Source organism: Streptomyces sp. NPDC085524, assembly GCF_044541755.1.
GTDB lineage: Bacteria > Actinomycetota > Actinomycetes > Streptomycetales > Streptomycetaceae > Streptomyces.
The window spans coordinates 1-16,402 of sequence record NZ_JBITTH010000019.1 but is presented as its reverse complement, the minus strand read 5'-3'; the positions used below and the strand labels follow the sequence as shown (position 1 = coordinate 16,402).

Genomic DNA, 16,402 nt, shown 5'->3' with positions numbered 1-16,402 from the left:
GCGGGCGATCGTTACCCATGGAGAAAGCGGCGCGACGGTCGCCGCCGGCACCTCTGTCCACGAAAAGAAGAGGATTTCGACAATGAAGCTCTCGAAGGTCGCCGCTGTCGTCGTCGGCTCGGTAGCCGCGCTCGGCGCCTCCGCCCCCGCCTTCGCAGCCGACGCCCCGGTCGGCGCGATGCCCCCGATGAGCCTGACCGGCGGGGCGACGGAGGTGCTGAACGCCGTCAACCCGGTCAGCGAGGCGCTCCCGCAGACCGCGGGCAACGCACTGGCCGAGCAGGGCGAGGCCGTCAACAAGGTCGTGGGCACGGCGCAGAAGGTCAACAAGGTCCGCAACGACGTGCCCGCCACCGTCCTCGGGCTCGCGAACGGTGCCACCCAGGCGTCCCCGATGCTCGGCGGCGTCAAGCTCAACGGCGGTCAGGGCTGAGCCGCCCGGACAAGACTGTGGGCGCCACCGGCAAGGCCGGGGCGCCCACAGTCGGTTGAGCGGTTGAGCGGTCGCTCCGCAGACGTCAGTCGTTGACGCAGACGTTGCCGAACGCGGGGTTCAGCGCACCGATGACGTTGACGGAGTTACCGCAGACGTTGACCGGGACGTGGACCGGGACCTGACCCAGGTTGCCGGACAGGACACCGGGGGAACCCACGGCCGCGCCGTCGGCCGACGAGTCGGCCATAGCGGAGCCGGCGGCACCGGCCGCAGCGAGACCAGCGGTGGCCAGGACCAGGGCGGCCTTCTTGGCAGAGTTCATGGGAAGTGCACCTTCTGTTCGATGTTCTGCCCCGAACCGGGGCTCACATCGAGCGAAACGGTCCAGCTTCCCGGACGACACGGCTTGGCGCCGGATCAGACCTGTTCAGCTCAATAGTCGTAGTCGTGCGACGGGCTCCAGCCGGCCTTCCCCACGCCCCGCAGGTCCGGGAGATCGGGGATGTCCGGGACGTCGGGGATCTCGGGCACGAGCTCCGCCGGAGGCTTGAGCGGCGTCGCCGGCAGGTCCGGCAGCAGCCCGTCCACCGGCGGGACCTCGACCGGCAGCTTCGGGACCTCCACCGGCAGCTTGGGGATCTCCACCGGCAGATCGGGCACGATGTCGGACAGGTCGGGGAGCTTGAGGTCCGGGAGTTTGATCTCCGGGATCTTCGGCAGCGTCACCCCGGGCGGCAGCAGGCCGCCCAGCGACTTGAGGAGGTCCCCGAGGGTCTTGGTGAGGCCCGCGAGGAGGTCGTCGATCGGACCGGCCGCGGCCGCCCGTTCCTGCACTTCCTCGATCTGCTGCTCGACGGCTGCCGATCGCCTGGCGATCTCGGCGGCGCCCTGACCGTCCGCGGCGCCGGCGGGGGCGGCCGCGCCGGTCAGTATGACGACGGCGAGGGCCGACGGGACGAGCATCCGGGCGCGGGACGGCTTGGTGCGGTGCATGGGTGTTCCTTCTGGTGGTGGCATACAAGCGGAACAGAACGATCCGCTTCCTCACTCACCGTGCGAACACCTCGCACGGAGCGCAACCGGATCATGAACGGCTGAGGGGTTCGTACGGGCTTCGCGCACGCGTCCGCAGAAGGCTCACCCCCTCCGGGGAAAACCCTTCGGCAGGCGGGCCGTTTGAGTGAAGCACCGGAACCAACCCCCTGGTGGGGCAGTTGACCAGGGCGCTCCATCAGCGGGCACTCGTGCGACTAAAGGATCAAGATGTTCAAGAAGTTCATGACCGCCGCCGCGGTCTCCGCCGTTGCGGTCGGCGCGGGCGCCGCTGCCGCTGCCCCGGCCATGGCCATCGGCAACGACAACGGCATCAACACCGTCAACGGCAACGGTGCCACGCAGATCTACGGCAACCAGAAGACCCACGGCGACCAGAGCCCGCAGCTCGGCCTCGTCCAGGGCACCCTGAACAAGCCCTGCATCGGCCTGCCGGCGAAGGTCAACGCCCAGTCCCTGGTCGCCGTCATCGCCAACGTCGGCGTCCAGGACATCAACGTCCTGTCCAACCCGCAGAACCAGCAGTGCACCGAGAACTCCACCCAGGCCAAGGGCGACGAGCCGCTCTCGCACATCCTGGACAACATCCCGGTCCTCTCGGGCAACGGCTCCGTCGGCAGCTGATCCCAGCCCCCGCGTCGAGCGACGAGGGCCCCGGCAGCGTCCAGCTGCCGGGGCCCTCGCACGTCCTGCCGCACGCGGCTGAGTCACCCGGTCCAGAAGTCCCACCACCGGGTGAGGACGAGCATCCCGATCACCCCGGTGTGCAAGGCGGGCGGCGCCCAGGCGAACTCGGCGAAGAAGCCGCGCACCGGGCCGGGGGCGGGGAGCGCACCCGTACGGACGTTGTGCGCGGTGACCGCCCAGAACATCAGCAGCGTCGCCAGCCAGGCCAGGCAGCACCACAGGCAGAGCGCGTTGATCTCGTACAGCGACTGGATCATCAGCCACGTGCAGAACCCGACGCCGAAGACCGTGCCCGCGTTCAGGCCGAGCCAGAACCAGCCGCGGTAGCGGGCACCGGCCAGCAGGCCCGCGGCCACGCACACCACGACACCGTACGAAACAAGCCCGAGCATGGGGTTGGGGAAACCGAAGGCGTGCGCCTGCTCGCTCTGCATCACACTGCCGCAGGAGACCACCGGGTTGAGGCTGCAGGCGGGCTTGAAGTCCGGGTCCTCCAGCAGGAGGAACTTGTCGAGGGTGATGACCCAGGAGGCGAGGAGTCCGGCCGCCCCGGTCAGGGCCAGCAGCCAGGCCAGGCCTTTTGGCGCCGCCGGCCCGTCCTGCGGCCCGCCCTCGTGTCGACTGTCGGGCCGTCCCTGCTGGCGCGGGACGCCCACTGTATTGGTTGCCATGCGGCCCATAGTCCCGCGCTCCGTCACAGAGCGGGCCGAACCATGCGCATCCGTACGCAAGTTGACCTGAAGGTGTGGCGGGAACCACTGATGGTTCCCGGACGTTTTACCGAACCCCGGACGTTGTGTCAGAGCCAGGGGCTACGTTGAGCATCCGCGAAGTGACTAGCTGCGACGGCCTGGAGACCCACCTTGAGCGATCCGTACGAGACAACCGAGGCGCACCTCGACCGCCTCCTCGGCCGCACCCTCAACTCCTTCGACCTGCCGGACAGGTTGGTCGAACGCCTCGGCGCGGCCCTCGCCCACAGTTCTTCGCTGTACACCACCCACCACAGCCCGGCGACGGGCGTGTGGCGGGAGACGCACCGGCACACCTACCTGCTGGCGGACGGCGGTTCGGTCTCCCTGTGGGAGCTGACGTACCGGCTCGGCGGGGGCGACCGCACGGTCCGGCACGAGGTGTTCGCGAGCAAGGCGGAGACCTGCCTGGCCGTGGCCCGGCTGTTCGGCGGGGCCGCGTCGGACGCGGCGCTGGAAGCGGCGTTGCTTCCGGGCGAGGAGGAGCCGGAGACCGACGTCGCCGTGCTGACCGCGCTCTTCGCGGGCTCCGCCCCCGCGCAGCGGCACCGGGAGTACGCGGTGGAGCAGTCCGCCGACCACGCCCGGCGGGTGCTGCGCCGGGCGGAGAACCCGGACCGCCCCGGCGAGGAGGTCGCGGCGCTGCTGCGGTCGGCGTACGCACACCACATCACGCAGGCGTTCGGCAGCACCCGGCAGTGCCGCCCCGACGGGCGGGACGCGGGCTTCAGCCTCTACGAGCACGCCTTCGTGCTGCTGGACGGCACGGAGCTCAGCCTGTGGGAGGTCGAGCACACGGCCACGCCGGACGGACGGCACATGTGCGAGGTGTACGAGAGCGAGGCGGCCGCGCGCGGAGCCATGGAGCAGCACCGCTCCCGGGTGCGGTGACGCTGCCGCCCTGGCGGCCCGGTTTCGGGTCAGGGCGTCGCGGGTTCGGACAGCGGGAGGTCCAGGGGCGGGTCCTGGGTGGTGCGGACCGCGTCGGGGTCCAGGTCCGCCGGGCTCGGCATGACGCTGCCCGGGAGCCGGACCGCGGCCGCGCCGTGGGCCAGGGCCGAGGCGAGCGCGGCCGGACCGGCGCCTCCCGCTGCGAGGAAGCCGGCCAGGGCGGCGTCGCCCGCGCCGACGTTGCTGCGGAGCCGGTCCGCGGGGACCCGCGCGGTGCCGTAGTGGATGCCCTCCCCCTCGACCAGGAGCTGGCCGTCGGCGCCCAGTGAGGCGAGCACTGCGCCGGCACCCCGCGAGCGGAGCTCCTGCGCCGCGTCGAGGACGTCGCCCAGGGTGGCGAGCGGGCGGCCCGCCGCCGCGGCCAGCTCGCAGGCGTTCGGCTTGACGACGTCCGGCCGGGCCGGGAGCGCCGCGAGCAGCGCCGGGCCCGAGGTGTCGAGGGCCACGCGGGCGCCGCCCTCGCGGGCGCGGGCGACCAGGTCGGCGTACCACTGCGGTTCGAGGCCGCGCGGGAGGCTGCCGCAGCAGGCGATCCACTCCGCGCCGCCGGAGCAGCCGCGGACGGTGTCGAGGAGGAGTGCGGATTCCGTCGGGGTCAGCTCCGGGCCGGGCGCGTTGACCTTGGTGAGGGTGCCGTCCGGTTCGATGAGGGAGATGTTCGAGCGGGTCTGGCCGGAGATGGAGACCGCGGTGACGTCCACGCCCTGTGCGACCAGGAGTTCGGCGAGCAGGGTGCCCGGGGCGCCGCCGAGCGGGAGGACCGCCGTCGTGCGGTGGCCCGCGGCGGCCACCGCGCGGGAGACGTTGACGCCCTTGCCCCCGGGGTCGACCCGGTCGCCGGTGGCGCGCAGCACGTCGCCCCGGGCCAGGGCGGGGACCTCGTAGGTCCGGTCCAGGGAGGGGTTCGGCGTGACGGTGAGGATCATACGAGCACGACTTCCGTACCGGCGGCCTCGATCGCCGCCTTGTCGGCGGGGCCGAGCCCCGCGTCCGTGATGAGCAGGTCGATGTCCGCGAACGAGCCGAAGCGCGCGAAGTGTTCCTGTCCGGCCTTCGCGGAGTCGGCGAGCAGGACGACCCGGCGGGCGGCGGCCATCGCGGCCCGTTTGACCGCGGCCTCGGCGAGGTCGGGGGTGGTCAGGCCGCCCTCGGGCGTGAAGCCGTTGGTCGCGAGGAAGAGGACGTCGGCGCGGATCTCGGCGTACGAGCGCAGCGCCCAGGCGTCGACGGCGGCGCGGGTGCGGTGGCGGACGCGGCCCCCGACGAGGTGGAGGTCGATGCCGGTGTGGTCGGCGAGCCGGGCGGCGACGGGCAGCGCGTGGGTGACCACGGTGAGCGCCGCCTCGACCGGGATGACGGCCGCGAGGCGGGCGATGGTGCTGCCCGCGTCGAGGACGACGCTGCCGCCGCCGGGGAGTTCGGCGAGGGCGGCGGCCGCGATGCGGTCCTTCTCGTCCGCGGCGGTCGACTCGCGCTCGGTGAGGTCCGGTTCGAAGTCCAGGCGCCCGGCCGGGATGGCCCCGCCGTGCACGCGGCGGACCAGGCCGGCCCGGTCGAGGGCCTTGAGGTCGCGGCGTACGGTCTCGGCCGTCACCTGGAACCGGTCCGCGAGGGAGAGCACGTCGACCCGGCCGGCCTCGCGGGCGAGACGGAGGGTCTCCTGCTGGCGCTCCGGCGCGTACATGTGGGTTTACGTCCGTTCCGTGCCCGAATGCGTGGACTCGTCCACCATACGCCCGGTTCCTGACGCCAACAAAGAGAAACGGACATGCCCGCAGGTGAAGGCGGGCATGTCCGTGGGCCGTGCGCCAGGCGGGCCGGGCCCGGCCCTGATCCGCCGGACACCCCCTAGGCGACCGGGGCCTTCTCGGCGGCGGGCTCCGCGGGGGCCGTGTACTCGGAACCGCCCTCGCGCTGCTCCATCGGGACGGGCCTCCGCGGCAGCAGGAACATCACCGCGCAGATCACGACCAGTACGCCCGCGATCGACCACAGCGCGCCGCGGAAGGCCTCGACGTACTGCGGGCCGAAGACCATGTCGTCCTCGATCAGCCCGAAGAAGACGACGGAGGTCAGGGCGAGGCCCAGGGCGTTGCCCATCTGGCCGGTGGTGTTGATCAGGCCGGAGGCGGAGCCGGCGTGCTCGCGCGGCACCTCGGACAGCGTCGTGTCGTTGAGCGGCGCCACGATCAGGCCCATGCCGATGCCCATGAGGACCAGCGGGGCCGCCATCTGCCAGGAGGCGATTTCCATGCCGTAGTGCGCGGACTCCCAGATGTAGAGGAGCAGGCCGGCGGCCATCGTCAGTGCGCCGGCCTGGAGCACCTTGCGGCCGAAGCGCGGCACCAGCTTGCCGACGGAGATGCCCGCGGCGGCCGAGACGGAGAGGGAGAAGGGGATGCCCGTGAGGCCGGCGTGCAGGGCGCTCCAGCCGAGGCCCAGCTGCATGTACAGCGTCCAGACCAGGAAGAAGATGCCGGTCGCGATGCCGAAGGTCAGCTGGACGGCGATGCCGCCGGCGAAGCTCTTGACCTTGAAGAGGGAGAGCTCCACGAGCGGGGAGCCGTCCTTCTTGATCTTGTACTTCTCGTAGGCGATGAACGCGGCGAAGACGAACGGCGACGCGATCATGCAGACGAAGCCCCACACCGGCCAGCCGTTCTCGCGGCCCTGGGTGAGCGGGAAGATCAGCATGACCAGGGCGAGGGTCGCGAGGACGACGCCGACGAGGTCGAGGCGCAGGGCCTTGGGGGCCTTGGACTCGCTGATGAAGATGCGGCCCAGGATCACGGCCGCGATGCCGACCGGCAGGTTGATCAGGAAGATCGGGCGCCATTCGAGGCCGAAGAGGTTCCACTCGCTGAGCAGCGCGCCGAGCATCGGGCCCGAGACGGCGCCGAGGCCCACGATCGCGCCGAACATGCCGAAGACCTTGCCGCGCTCGTGCGGCGGGAAGGTGACGTGGATGATCGCCAGGACCTGCGGAACCATCATCGCCGCCATGCCGCCCTGGAGCAGGCGGGAGGCGACGAGCATGCCCGGGTTGGCCGCGATGCCGCAGAGCAGCGAAGCGGCGGTGAAGCCGGCGACGCCGAGGAGGAAGAGGCGCTTGCGGCCGAAGATGTCACCGAGACGGCCGCCGGTGATCAGGCCGGCGGCGAAGGCGAGGGCGTAGCCCGCGGTGATCCACTGGATCGCGCTGGTGGATGCGCCGAGGTGCTCGCGCATGCTGGGGATGGCTATGTTGACGATCGTGACGTCGACCAGGTCCATGAAGGTCGCGGTCATCACGATGGCGAGGGCCAGCCAGCGGCGTCGGTCGGCGTGCGTGGTTGCGGGTGCCGTTGCCCCGCTCCGCTCTTCTCGTGCGGGCCCGCTCGGTCTCGCGGGCGATTTCTTGGACGTCTCGGTGCTCATGAGGAGAAACCTAGACGGGATGTAGGTCAGGGTGTGTCCTCTTTCGCTGGCAACCTGGTGCCATGACCGACACACCGGCACGGCTGCTCTCCCTGCTGTCCCTTCTCCAGACCCCGCGCGAGTGGCCGGGGAGCGAGCTGGCGCAGCGGTTGCGGGTGAGCTCGCGGACCATCCGGCGGGACATCGAGCGGCTGCGGGAGCTGGGATACCCGGTGGAGGCCACGCTGGGCGCGGAGGGCGGCTACCGGCTGGTGGCCGGCGCGGCGATGCCGCCGCTGCTGCTCGACGACGAGGAGGCCGTGGCGATCGCGGTGGGGCTGCGGGCGGGGGCCGGGCACGCGGTCGACGGGATCGAGGAGGCCTCCGTGCGGGCCCTGGCGAAGCTGGAGCAGGTGCTGCCGTCGCGGCTGCGGCACCGGGTGGGCGCGCTGCAGTCCGCCACGACCGCGCTGACGCGGGGGGACGGGGCGAGCGTCGACCCCCGGACGCTGACGACGATGGCCTCGGCGGTGGCGGGGCCGGAGCGGCTGCGGTTCGCGTACCGGGCGGCGGACGGGGCGGAGTCGCGGCGGCTGGTGGAGCCGTACCGGCTCGTCAGCACGGGGAGCCGGTGGTACCTGGTGGCGTACGACATGGAGCGCGAGGACTGGCGCACCTTCCGGGTGGACCGGGTGCGGGAGCCGTTCGCGACGGGTGCGCGGTTCGCCCCGCGGGAGCTGCCGGTGGATGCGGAGGAGTTCGTGCGGCGCGGGCTGCGGGGCCGGGAGACGACGTACGTGGTGGAAGCCGCCTTCGCGGCGGGCGCGGAGCAGCTGCCGCCGTGGCTCCGGGCCTTCGCCCTGCCGGGCGGGGGGCGGCCGGAGACGGTGGTCCGCTTCGACACGGGGGACGCGCCGGAGTGGATGGCGGCGAGGCTGGCGCTGACGGGGCTCCCCTTCACGGTCCGGGAACCGGCGGAGCTGCGGGTCGCCGCGGCGGAGCTGGGGGCACGGCTGTCGGGCGCGGTGGGCGCGGCCGAGTGAGACCCGCTCCGCCGAAGCCACGGGGCCGGGTGCGGCGCCACTGCCGGGGGTTCTGCCCCCGGACCCCCGCGCCTCAAACGCCGGCGAGGCTGGAATTGCCCGCGGCAAACCAGCCGCGGGAGCCGAAATCAAGCCCCGCCGGCGTTTGAGACGCGGGGGGGCGGGGCGGGAGCCCCGGGGGTTTGAGCTGTGCGCGGCACGCGGGAGCCCCGGCGCCTGGGGGGGATAGGCACCGGGGCTCGTTCAGGGGGGTGGGCCGGCCGCGCTAGGCCACGGCGTCGAAGCCCGTGTCCCGCGCCATCCGCTTCAGCTCCAGCAGCGCGTGCTTCTCGATCTGGCGGATCCGCTCCCGGGTCAGGCCGTGCTGCTTGCCGACCTCCGTCAGGGTCCGCTCGCGGCCGTCCTCGATCCCGTACCGCATCTTGATGATCGACGCGGTGCGCTGGTCGAGCTTGCCGAGCAGGTCCTCCAGCTCCTCGCTGCGCAGCAGCGAGAGCACGGACTGCTCGGGGGAGATCGCGGCGGTGTCCTCCAGGAGGTCGCCGAACTGCGTCTCGCCCTGGTCGTCGACCGACATGTTCAGGCTGACCGGGTCACGCGCCCAGTCCAGGACGTCGCCCACGCGCTTCTCCGTCGAATCCAGCTCGGCGGCGATCTCGGCGTGCTCCGGCTCCCGGCCGTGCTCGCGGTTGAACTCGCGCTGGACGCGGCGGATCCGGCCGAGCTCCTCGACCAGGTGCACGGGGAGGCGGATGGTGCGGGACTGGTCCGCGATGGAGCGGGTGATCGCCTGGCGGATCCACCACGTGGCGTACGTGGAGAACTTGAAGCCCTTGGTGTAGTCGAACTTCTCGACCGCGCGGACCAGGCCGGCGTTGCCCTCCTGGATGAGGTCGAGGAGCGGCAGACCGCTGCGCGGGTAGCGGCGGGCGACCGCGACGACGAGGCGGAGGTTGGAGCGGATGAAGACTTCCTTGGCGCGCTCGCCTTCGGCGGCCAGCGCCTCCAGCTCCTCGCGCGCGGGGGCGTCGCCCTCCCGCTCGATCTCGCCGTCGAGGATCTGCTGGGCGTACACGCCCGCCTCGATGATCTGCGAGAGCTCCACTTCCTTGGCGGCGTCGAGCAGCGGGGTGCGCGCGATCTCGTCCAGGTACATGCCGACCAGGTCGCGGTCTGCGATCTCCCCGCCCGCAGCGCGTGCGCTGCTCGTGGACTGACGGCGGGCGACGGCGCGGGTTGCCATGCGTGCTCCCTTGCAATGAGTTCGGTCGCGGTGCGGCTGCCGGACGGCCACCGTGGTGCGGTGGAACGCCCTGGTCGGACACTCTCCCGAGTGCCCGCTTCCGAAGGAAACAACGACTGGAATCGGGACAGAATTCCCACGCTGCTCCCTCTTTTTCGAGATCTTGCAGTATCCTGCCCCGCCGCGAGAGGGGACCGAATGCCGCAGGACATCGAAGAGGTGCAGGTCAGGCCCGGGACGGAGGCCGATCTGGCATCCCTCACGGACGTGTACAACCACTACGTCCGTGAGACCGCCGTCACGTTCGACACGGCCGTCTTCACCCCGGAACAGCGCCGCCCATGGCTGCACTCCCACCCTGAAGACGGCCCTCACCGGCTTCTGGTTGCCTGGAGTGGCGACCGAATCGCCGGATACGCCACAACCAGCCCATTCCGTCCCAAACCGGCGTACGCCACATCGGTGGAGGCGAGCGTCTACCTGGCCCCGCGCGCGGTCGGCCGGGGCATCGGGACGGCGCTGTACGAGGCGCTCTTCGCGGAGCTGGCCGAGGAGCCGGTGCACCGGGTCTTCGCCGGGATCGCCCTGCCGAACGAGGCCTCGGTGCGGCTCCACGAGCGCTTCGGCTTCCGGCGGATCGGGGAGTTCACGGAGGCGGGGTGGAAGTTCGGACGGTACTGGGACGTCCGCTGGTACGAGAAGCGCCTGGACCGCCACCCTTCCGGGTGAGGTTCCGGCATATTCCAGATGCATGTGACTCACCGCCTCCAGCATCGGGGAGTCGCTTGTGCCACCCGGCCGGCGACGCCCACACTCAGAGGAGGTGCTGCACATGACCGCTCTCGCCCACGAGACGCTGGAGGCCGTAATGCCGAAGGTCGCGACTCCCCCGTCGGACCTGGACGACGTCCTGTGGCAGGCATGGAAGGCCATGGAACTCCCCGAGGGCTATCACGCCGAGATCGTCGAGGGGTTCATCGAGGTGTCACCCACGGGCCGCTACTCACACGGTCGGATCGCCAATCGACTCCGGGACCAACTGGTCGTCTTCCTCGCACAGAGCGAGTTCGTCGCCCGCCAGGACATGAACATCATCCACAAGCGCAAGGTCTGGATCCCCGACCTGTTCATCTCCCTGGAGGACGCCGAAGAGCACGTCACCGAGGACGGCCTCGGGATCCAGGCCTCCGCCGTGCTGCTGATCGCCGAAGTCGTCTCGCCCGGCAAGGACAGCATCGAGCGGGACCGCGAGCGCAAGCGGCGGGCCTACGCACGGGCCGGGATCCCCGTGTACGTGATCATCGACGACTACGACGGGCACGGCACCGTCAGCCTGCTGACCGGCCCCGTACCGGGTGAGGCCCGGTACGCGTCCGAGGTGCGGATGCCGTACGGCACCGCGGTCACCGTCCCGGAAGGGCCCGCCAAGGGGTTCGTCATCGGCGAGGAGATCACCGGGCCGCTGCGCGACGGCACGGTCTAGCCGAACTGAAGGGAGCGCTTCGAGAGGCCCATCCAGAAGCCCGTCACCGGGTCGCGGCGGGCGGCGAGGTCGCCCGTGGCTTCGGCTGCGCCGAGGGTGACGAAGAGGGGGGCGAAGTGTTCGGTGCGGGGGTGGGCCAGGCGGCCCGAGGGGGACTTGGCCTCGAAGTCGAGCAGTGAGTCCAGGTCGCCCGCGGCGAGGGCCTCGTGGCCCCAGGCGTCGAACTCCGCCGACCAGGCGGGCGTGCCCGCGTGCCGCAGGGCCGCCAGGTTGTGGGTGAAGAAGCCGCTGCCGACGATCAGGACGCCCTCGTCGCGCAGGGGTGCGAGCTTGCGGCCGATGTCCATCAGGCGGCGCGGGTCGAGGGTCGGCATGGATATCTGGAGCACCGGTATGTCGGCCTCCGGGAACATCTCGACGAGGGGGACGTACGCGCCGTGGTCGAGCCCGCGGTCCGGGATGTCCTGGACGGGGGTGCCGGGGGCCCGGAGGAGCCCCCGGACCTCGGCGGCGAGCTGCGGGGCGCCCGGGGCCTCGTAGCGGACCTGGTAGTAGTGCTCGGGGAAGCCCCAGAAGTCGTACACGAGCGGGATCGTCTCGGTCGCGCCGAGGGCGAGGGGCGCCTCCTCCCAGTGGGCGGAGACCATCAGGATCGCCCGGGGGCGGGGCAGGCCGGCGGACCAGGCTGCCAACTCGCCGGGCCAGACCGGGTCGTCGGCGAGCGGCGGCGCCCCGTGGCTGAGGTAGAGGGCCGGCATGCGGGTCCCCTGCGAGGGCGTACCCGTGGGGGTCGGGGTCATGGGAGCTCCTCCATCGGGGATGCGCGGCGGTGCACGGTCGTACGGGGTCGTACGGGGTCGCCCCAAAAGACTAACCCCGCTTGGTTCAAATTTGAACCAAGCGGGGTGGTCAGTCATTCCCGGACGGGCACCGCCCCCGTCAGTGGGCGATCACCGGGACCTTGACCTCGGCGTCCTCGGCGGAACCGGAGGCCACCACGGCGCCCGTGCCCGGGCGGCCCGTGTTGATCAGCGTGAGGGCGATGGCGGCGCTGGCGATCAGGATGCCGACCGCCCACCAGATGGCGGAGGAGTAGCCCTCGACCATGGCCTGCGCCTGGACGAGCTTGGCCGCGCCGCCGCCCGCCGCGGCCTCCGCCGCGTGGTCCGTCAGGTACGCGGTGGTCGCCGAGGCGGCGATGGTGTTCAGCAGCGCGGTGCCGATGGCGCCGCCGACCTGCTGCGAGGTGTTGACCATGGCGGAGGCGACTCCGGCGTCGGCCGGGTTCACCCCGTGGGTGGCCAGGGACATGGCCGGCATGAACGCCGTACCCATGCCGAGGCCGAGCAGCAGCTGCGCGGGCAGGATCAGCGCCGGGTAGGAGGACCCGACCTCCAGCTGCGTCAGCAGCAGCATGCCGGTGGCGGCGAGCAGGAAGCCCGGACCCATGAGCAGGCGCGGCGCGACCCGGGTCATGAGGCGGGCGCCGATCTGGGTGGAGCCCGTGATCATGCCCGCGATCATCGGCAGGAAGGCGAAGCCGGTCTTGACGGGCGAGAAGCCCTTCACGACCTGCAGGTAGTAGGTGAGGAAGAGGAACAGGCCGAACATCGAGATGACGGCCAGGCCGAGCGAGAGGTAGACGCCGCCGCGGTTGCGCTCCAGCAGGACGCGCAGCGGCAGCAGCGGGGACTTCACCTTGGACTCGACGAAGACGAAGGAGGCGAGGAGCACCGCCGAGGCGATGAACATGGAGACGGTGACCGCGTCCGACCAGCCGGCGGACTCGGCGCGGGTGAAGCCGTAGACCAGCGCGACCAGGCCGAGCGTGGACAGGACCACGCCGGGGACGTCGAGCCGCGCGCGGTTGCGGCCGCCCGCGGGCTCACGGATGACCAGCCAGGCACCCACGGCCGCGATGATCGCGAACGGGATGTTGACGAAGAAGGTCCAGCGCCAGTTCAGGTACTCGGTGAGGAAGCCGCCGAGGATCAGGCCGACGGCGCCGCCGCCGCCCGCGATCGCACCGTAGATGCCGAAGGCCTTGGCCCGCTCCTTGGCGTCGGTGAACATGACGGCCAGCAGCGACAGGGCGGCCGGTGCGAGCAGCGCGCCGAAGGCACCCTGGAGGGCGCGGGCGCCGAGCATCATGGCCTCGCCGTTGGCGGCGCCGCCGAGCGCGGAGGCCAGGGCGAAGCCGATGAGGCCGACGACGAAGGCGTTCCTGCGGCCCCACTTGTCGGCGATGCGGCCGCCGAAGAGGAGCAGACCGCCGAAGGCCAGCGCGTACGCGGTGATGACCCACTGCCGGTTTCCGTCGGAGATGCCGAGGTCGGTCTGGGCGGAGGGCAGGGCGATGTTCACGATGGTCGCGTCCAGGACGACCATCAGCTGGGCCAGGGCTATGAAGACGAGCGCCTTCCAGCGACTGGGATCAGCGGCGGCAGCCTGCGGGGGTGTCGCGGCTGTTTTTGACATGGGGGTACCCACTTCGCGGTGCGGAATGAATGACTTTGGACGACTTGGGGCGGGAAAACTACTGAAAGAACATATTTGGGACCGGTCTTCGCGTCACATGGTTTTCCGCCTCAGGTCCTCGAGCGTGGCCGCCGAACCGGGCAGCACGGAGGGGGCCGGAGCCCGCAACCCGTCGAGGAAGAGCTGGATGTGACGGTGGGTGAAGCGGTCGACGTCGAGGCAGTCGGTGCCGGGGAGGGGGCGGCTGAGCTGGGACAGGGCGACCATCAGGTCGCCGACTCCGATGTCCGTACGGATCAGACCCGCCTCCTGACCGGCGGTCAGCAGGGTTTCGACGGCGGCCTCCAGGGAGGCCCGCGCGTCGAGGAGTTCGGGGTGGTCGCGGTCGAAGCCCTCGGCGAGCATCGGGCACAGGGCGCCGATCCGCTCGTCCGCGGCGGCGTGCGTGAAGCGGCAGAGGGCGGCGAAGGCGTCGGGCTCCTCGGCGAGGGAGGCCTCGGCGGAAGCCGTGACCCGGGCCATCACGAAGAGCACGACCTGGTGGATGAGGGTCGGGCGGTCGGGAAAGTGCCGGTAGAGGGTGGCGTTGCCGACGCCCGCCCGGCGGGCGACCTCGTCGAAGGGGGCGTTGCAGCCGAACTCGACGAACATCTCGCGGGCGGCCGTCAGGATCCGCTCGCGGTTGCGCACGGCGTCGGCCCGCGGCCGCGGAACGGCGCGAGGGCCGGCGGGCACCGACGCGGGGGTCTCGGGTGCCGCTGCCGGTGTGGTGCCGTGGCGCTTCATTCCGGGGCCTCCCTGGCGCTTCGGTCCGTACCGCCTCCACCAAACGGGGAGCCGGTCCCCACTTCGCGGGACTCACGTTGAAACGGGGATCCACTCCCCGGTTATTTCACCCCTGAGTGTGAGCTGGGTCATACCGCACCGTGGGGCCCGTCACCGTTTGGCCGCTCCCGGCGCGCGGGCGCGTCGCGGCCGTCGGAGGGTGATCGAACAGAGCGCAGACCGGGCAGGGCCGGCTGCCGCGGACCCGAAGGCGATCTCCAATGCCGCAGACGCGCCACCGGATACGCAAGCCACGCCGCACCAGCGCCTACATCGGCCTCACCGCGCTGGCCCTCGGCGTCACGGCGACCGCGAGCGCGGGCATAGCCAGCCACGACCACTCCGCGGCCGGCCCCGTCGCCACCAGTGCCGAGTCGGCCCTGGCGCCGTGCCGGATCGCCGGCACGATGGGCGTGCAGATGTCCGAGGGCATGCCGACCCCGCCGGGGTACTCGCACTCGACCGGCGAGGTCCGCGCACTGAACCTGATGATCGACTTCCCCGACGCGAAGGGCGAGGGGACGGCCGCGGACCGGCTCGCGGAGTTCTTCCCGCAGACCTCCGACTGGTTCCGCACCAGCTCCTACGGGCGGCTCACCTACCGGGCCGAGGCGCCGATAAAGAACTGGCTGCGCATGCCGATGCCGTTCGCCTCGTACGGGATCGAGCGCGGGTCCGCCTACGAACCCGGCTACCGGCAGCTCGTCGAGCACATAGCCAAGGCCGCCGACCCCGAGGTGGACTTCACCCGGTACGACCTGATCAACGTCCTGGTCACGCCGAACGCCGGGCCGTCCGCCCTGGACACCGTCCTGTCGGTGACCTTCTCGGGCAACGGCGAGGCGCCGACCGCCGACGGGGTGCCGCTGGCCAACACGTCCTTCGTCTACAGCCGGCAGGACGACGGCTCCGGCACCTACCGGGAGACCGGCTACCGGGTGCTCCCCCACGAGAACGGGCACGTCTTCGGGCTGCCCGACCTCTACACCTCCGACGGCGGGGGCACGGTCGGGCACTGGGACATCATGAGCGAGGACTGGGGCGCCAACAACGACCTGCTCGGCTGGCACAAGTGGAAGCTGGGCTGGCTGGACAGCTCGCAGATCAGCTGCGCCGCCAAGTCGGGCACCAGCGACCACATCCTGTCGCCGCTGGCCGTGGAGGGCGGCAGGAAGCTGGCCTTCGTCCCCATCTCGGAAAGCGTCGGGTACGCGGTGGAAGTGCGCACCCAGGCCGGGAACGACGAGGCCGTCTGCAAGCCGGGCGTCCTCATCTACAAGGTGGACTCCGGCGTGGACACCGGGCACGGCCCGGTGACGGTCTCGGACAGCTCCACCGCGAGCGGCGGCTGCACCCGGCGGCCCAACGTGCACTCGGAGCTCTCCGACGCGCCGTTCCGCCCGGGCGAGACCTTCACCGACGAGAAGGCGGGCATCAGCATCTCGGTGGTGGGCGAGCTGCGCAACGGCGACTTCCAGATCCGCGTCATCCGCCCCTGACGGCCCGCGGCCGGAGCCGTCCGCGGCGGGCCGACCGCGGACCGCGCACGGAGCCGCATTCCGGTTCCTCGGCGGGGCCGCGGATTTCCCTGATCGGTACTCGACCGAGCATTCCAAGCGGGACGTTCCACATTTGCGTCCCGCCGGAGATGCCTGCGGCTGGAGCATTCACCATGGGAGGCGCCCGGAGCGGAATGGTTCCCGTAGAAATCTACGAAGAGCCGTTCTCAGCCAGGGGAGTTTTCATGTCTTCGGTAGCTAGCTGACTCCGCCGGGCTGCATGTGTACTCCTCACTACAAGTTGCAACAGCACGGGGGATTGCGCTTGTTGAGTCCGTACGCCGGCCACCGCGTTTCGTGGGGCCTTCATGTGCTGCCGGATTTCCGGCCGGACCATCGATCCCCCCTGACGTTCGTCGAACGAAGGGGACAGTCATGAGCAAGAAGTTATCCGCACGCAACATCGAGATCGTCTGGCCCGACCTCGGTATCACCGTTACCGCCGAACTCGACGGCCGTAACCCCGAACTCGCCGACGCACTCTGGGACTCACTGC

General features: G+C 71.3%; 17 protein-coding genes. 7 read left to right on the top strand and 10 right to left on the bottom strand.

Features of this window, described 5'->3' with window-relative positions; translation table 11 throughout:
* The first annotated feature begins 82 nt into the window (after window positions 1-82).
* Entirely contained in the window at window positions 83-433 is a 351-nt protein-coding gene (locus tag ACIGFK_RS26845; RefSeq protein ID WP_376661682.1) for a hypothetical protein, read from the top strand.
* Window positions 434-518: 85 nt separating this feature from the next.
* On the opposite strand, the gene ACIGFK_RS26840 is transcribed toward ACIGFK_RS26845, so the two are convergent.
* Together ACIGFK_RS26840 and ACIGFK_RS26835 are read right to left on the bottom strand one after the other, a co-directional pair.
* Window positions 519-758, bottom strand: coding sequence for a chaplin (locus tag ACIGFK_RS26840; protein WP_376661683.1), 240 nt, complete (start codon window positions 756-758; stop codon window positions 519-521).
* A 110-nt stretch (window positions 759-868) separates the two neighbouring features.
* The gene (locus ACIGFK_RS26835) at window positions 869-1,429 is read right to left on the bottom strand and encodes a hypothetical protein (protein WP_376661684.1); all 561 of its coding nucleotides are present in this window, start codon (window positions 1,427-1,429) and stop codon (window positions 869-871) included.
* A gap of 270 nt (window positions 1,430-1,699) precedes the next feature.
* On the opposite strand from ACIGFK_RS26835, the gene ACIGFK_RS26830 reads away from it, so the two are divergent.
* On the top strand, window positions 1,700-2,113 hold the full coding sequence (locus ACIGFK_RS26830; RefSeq protein ID WP_376661685.1) for a rodlin: 414 nt from the start codon (window positions 1,700-1,702) through the stop codon (window positions 2,111-2,113).
* An 83-nt stretch (window positions 2,114-2,196) separates the two neighbouring features.
* On the opposite strand, the gene ACIGFK_RS26825 is transcribed toward ACIGFK_RS26830, so the two are convergent.
* Window positions 2,197-2,856 (bottom strand): vitamin K epoxide reductase family protein, encoded by a 660-nt coding sequence (locus tag ACIGFK_RS26825; RefSeq protein ID WP_386464959.1) that lies wholly within the window; start codon window positions 2,854-2,856, stop codon window positions 2,197-2,199.
* A gap of 183 nt (window positions 2,857-3,039) precedes the next feature.
* On the opposite strand from ACIGFK_RS26825, the gene ACIGFK_RS26820 reads away from it, so the two are divergent.
* Window positions 3,040-3,819: a DUF6227 family protein gene (locus ACIGFK_RS26820; RefSeq protein ID WP_400053881.1), complete on the top strand. Its 780-nt coding sequence runs from the start codon at window positions 3,040-3,042 to the stop codon at window positions 3,817-3,819.
* Between the two features lie 29 nt (window positions 3,820-3,848).
* Here ACIGFK_RS26820 and pfkB read toward each other — a convergent pair whose 3' ends face one another.
* The 3 genes from pfkB to ACIGFK_RS26805 form a co-directional block, all read right to left on the bottom strand.
* Window positions 3,849-4,805, bottom strand: a complete 957-nt coding sequence (gene pfkB / locus ACIGFK_RS26815; RefSeq protein ID WP_400053879.1) for a 1-phosphofructokinase — start codon at window positions 4,803-4,805, stop codon at window positions 3,849-3,851.
* The gene (locus ACIGFK_RS26810; RefSeq protein WP_376661689.1) at window positions 4,802-5,563 is read right to left on the bottom strand and encodes a DeoR/GlpR family DNA-binding transcription regulator; all 762 of its coding nucleotides are present in this window, start codon (window positions 5,561-5,563) and stop codon (window positions 4,802-4,804) included. The genes pfkB and ACIGFK_RS26810 overlap by 4 nt, the downstream gene beginning before the upstream one ends.
* A gap of 164 nt (window positions 5,564-5,727) precedes the next feature.
* Window positions 5,728-7,296 carry an MFS transporter gene (locus ACIGFK_RS26805; RefSeq protein WP_400053877.1) on the bottom strand — a complete coding sequence of 523 codons (1,569 nt, stop codon included), beginning with the start codon at window positions 7,294-7,296 and terminating at the stop codon, window positions 5,728-5,730.
* A gap of 62 nt (window positions 7,297-7,358) precedes the next feature.
* Here ACIGFK_RS26805 and ACIGFK_RS26800 point away from each other — a divergent pair, with 62 nt between their 5' ends.
* A complete protein-coding gene (locus ACIGFK_RS26800; protein WP_386464954.1) occupies window positions 7,359-8,318 on the top strand; it encodes a helix-turn-helix transcriptional regulator in 960 nt (319 codons plus the stop codon).
* Window positions 8,319-8,583: 265 nt separating this feature from the next.
* Here ACIGFK_RS26800 and ACIGFK_RS26795 read toward each other — a convergent pair whose 3' ends face one another.
* Entirely contained in the window at window positions 8,584-9,561 is a 978-nt protein-coding gene (locus ACIGFK_RS26795; RefSeq protein WP_376660670.1) for an RNA polymerase sigma factor RpoD/SigA, read from the bottom strand.
* A 198-nt stretch (window positions 9,562-9,759) separates the two neighbouring features.
* Between ACIGFK_RS26795 and ACIGFK_RS26790 the strand changes: the two genes are divergently transcribed.
* A complete protein-coding gene (locus tag ACIGFK_RS26790) occupies window positions 9,760-10,290 on the top strand; it encodes a GNAT family N-acetyltransferase (RefSeq protein ID WP_376660671.1) in 531 nt (176 codons plus the stop codon).
* A 103-nt stretch (window positions 10,291-10,393) separates the two neighbouring features.
* Window positions 10,394-11,044, top strand: coding sequence for a Uma2 family endonuclease (locus ACIGFK_RS26785; protein ID WP_376660672.1), 651 nt, complete (start codon window positions 10,394-10,396; stop codon window positions 11,042-11,044).
* Here the strand turns inward: ACIGFK_RS26785 and ACIGFK_RS26780 are convergent.
* The 3 genes from ACIGFK_RS26780 to ACIGFK_RS26770 all read right to left on the bottom strand — a co-directional run bounded on the left by ACIGFK_RS26780 (window position 11,041) and on the right by ACIGFK_RS26770 (window position 14,308).
* Entirely contained in the window at window positions 11,041-11,844 is an 804-nt protein-coding gene (locus ACIGFK_RS26780) for a dioxygenase (RefSeq protein ID WP_376660673.1), read from the bottom strand. The two genes, ACIGFK_RS26785 and ACIGFK_RS26780, sit on opposite strands and share 4 nt — an antisense overlap.
* A 139-nt stretch (window positions 11,845-11,983) precedes the next feature.
* Entirely contained in the window at window positions 11,984-13,522 is a 1,539-nt protein-coding gene (locus tag ACIGFK_RS26775; protein WP_376660674.1) for an MFS transporter, read from the bottom strand.
* A gap of 93 nt (window positions 13,523-13,615) precedes the next feature.
* Complete coding sequence (locus tag ACIGFK_RS26770) at window positions 13,616-14,308, bottom strand: TetR/AcrR family transcriptional regulator (RefSeq protein WP_376660675.1); 693 nt, start codon at window positions 14,306-14,308, stop codon at window positions 13,616-13,618.
* 260 nt (window positions 14,309-14,568) lie between these two features.
* On the opposite strand from ACIGFK_RS26770, the gene ACIGFK_RS26765 reads away from it, so the two are divergent.
* Window positions 14,569-15,846, top strand: coding sequence for a M6 family metalloprotease domain-containing protein (locus ACIGFK_RS26765; protein WP_400053873.1), 1,278 nt, complete (start codon window positions 14,569-14,571; stop codon window positions 15,844-15,846).
* Window positions 15,847-16,402: the final 556 nt, after the last annotated feature.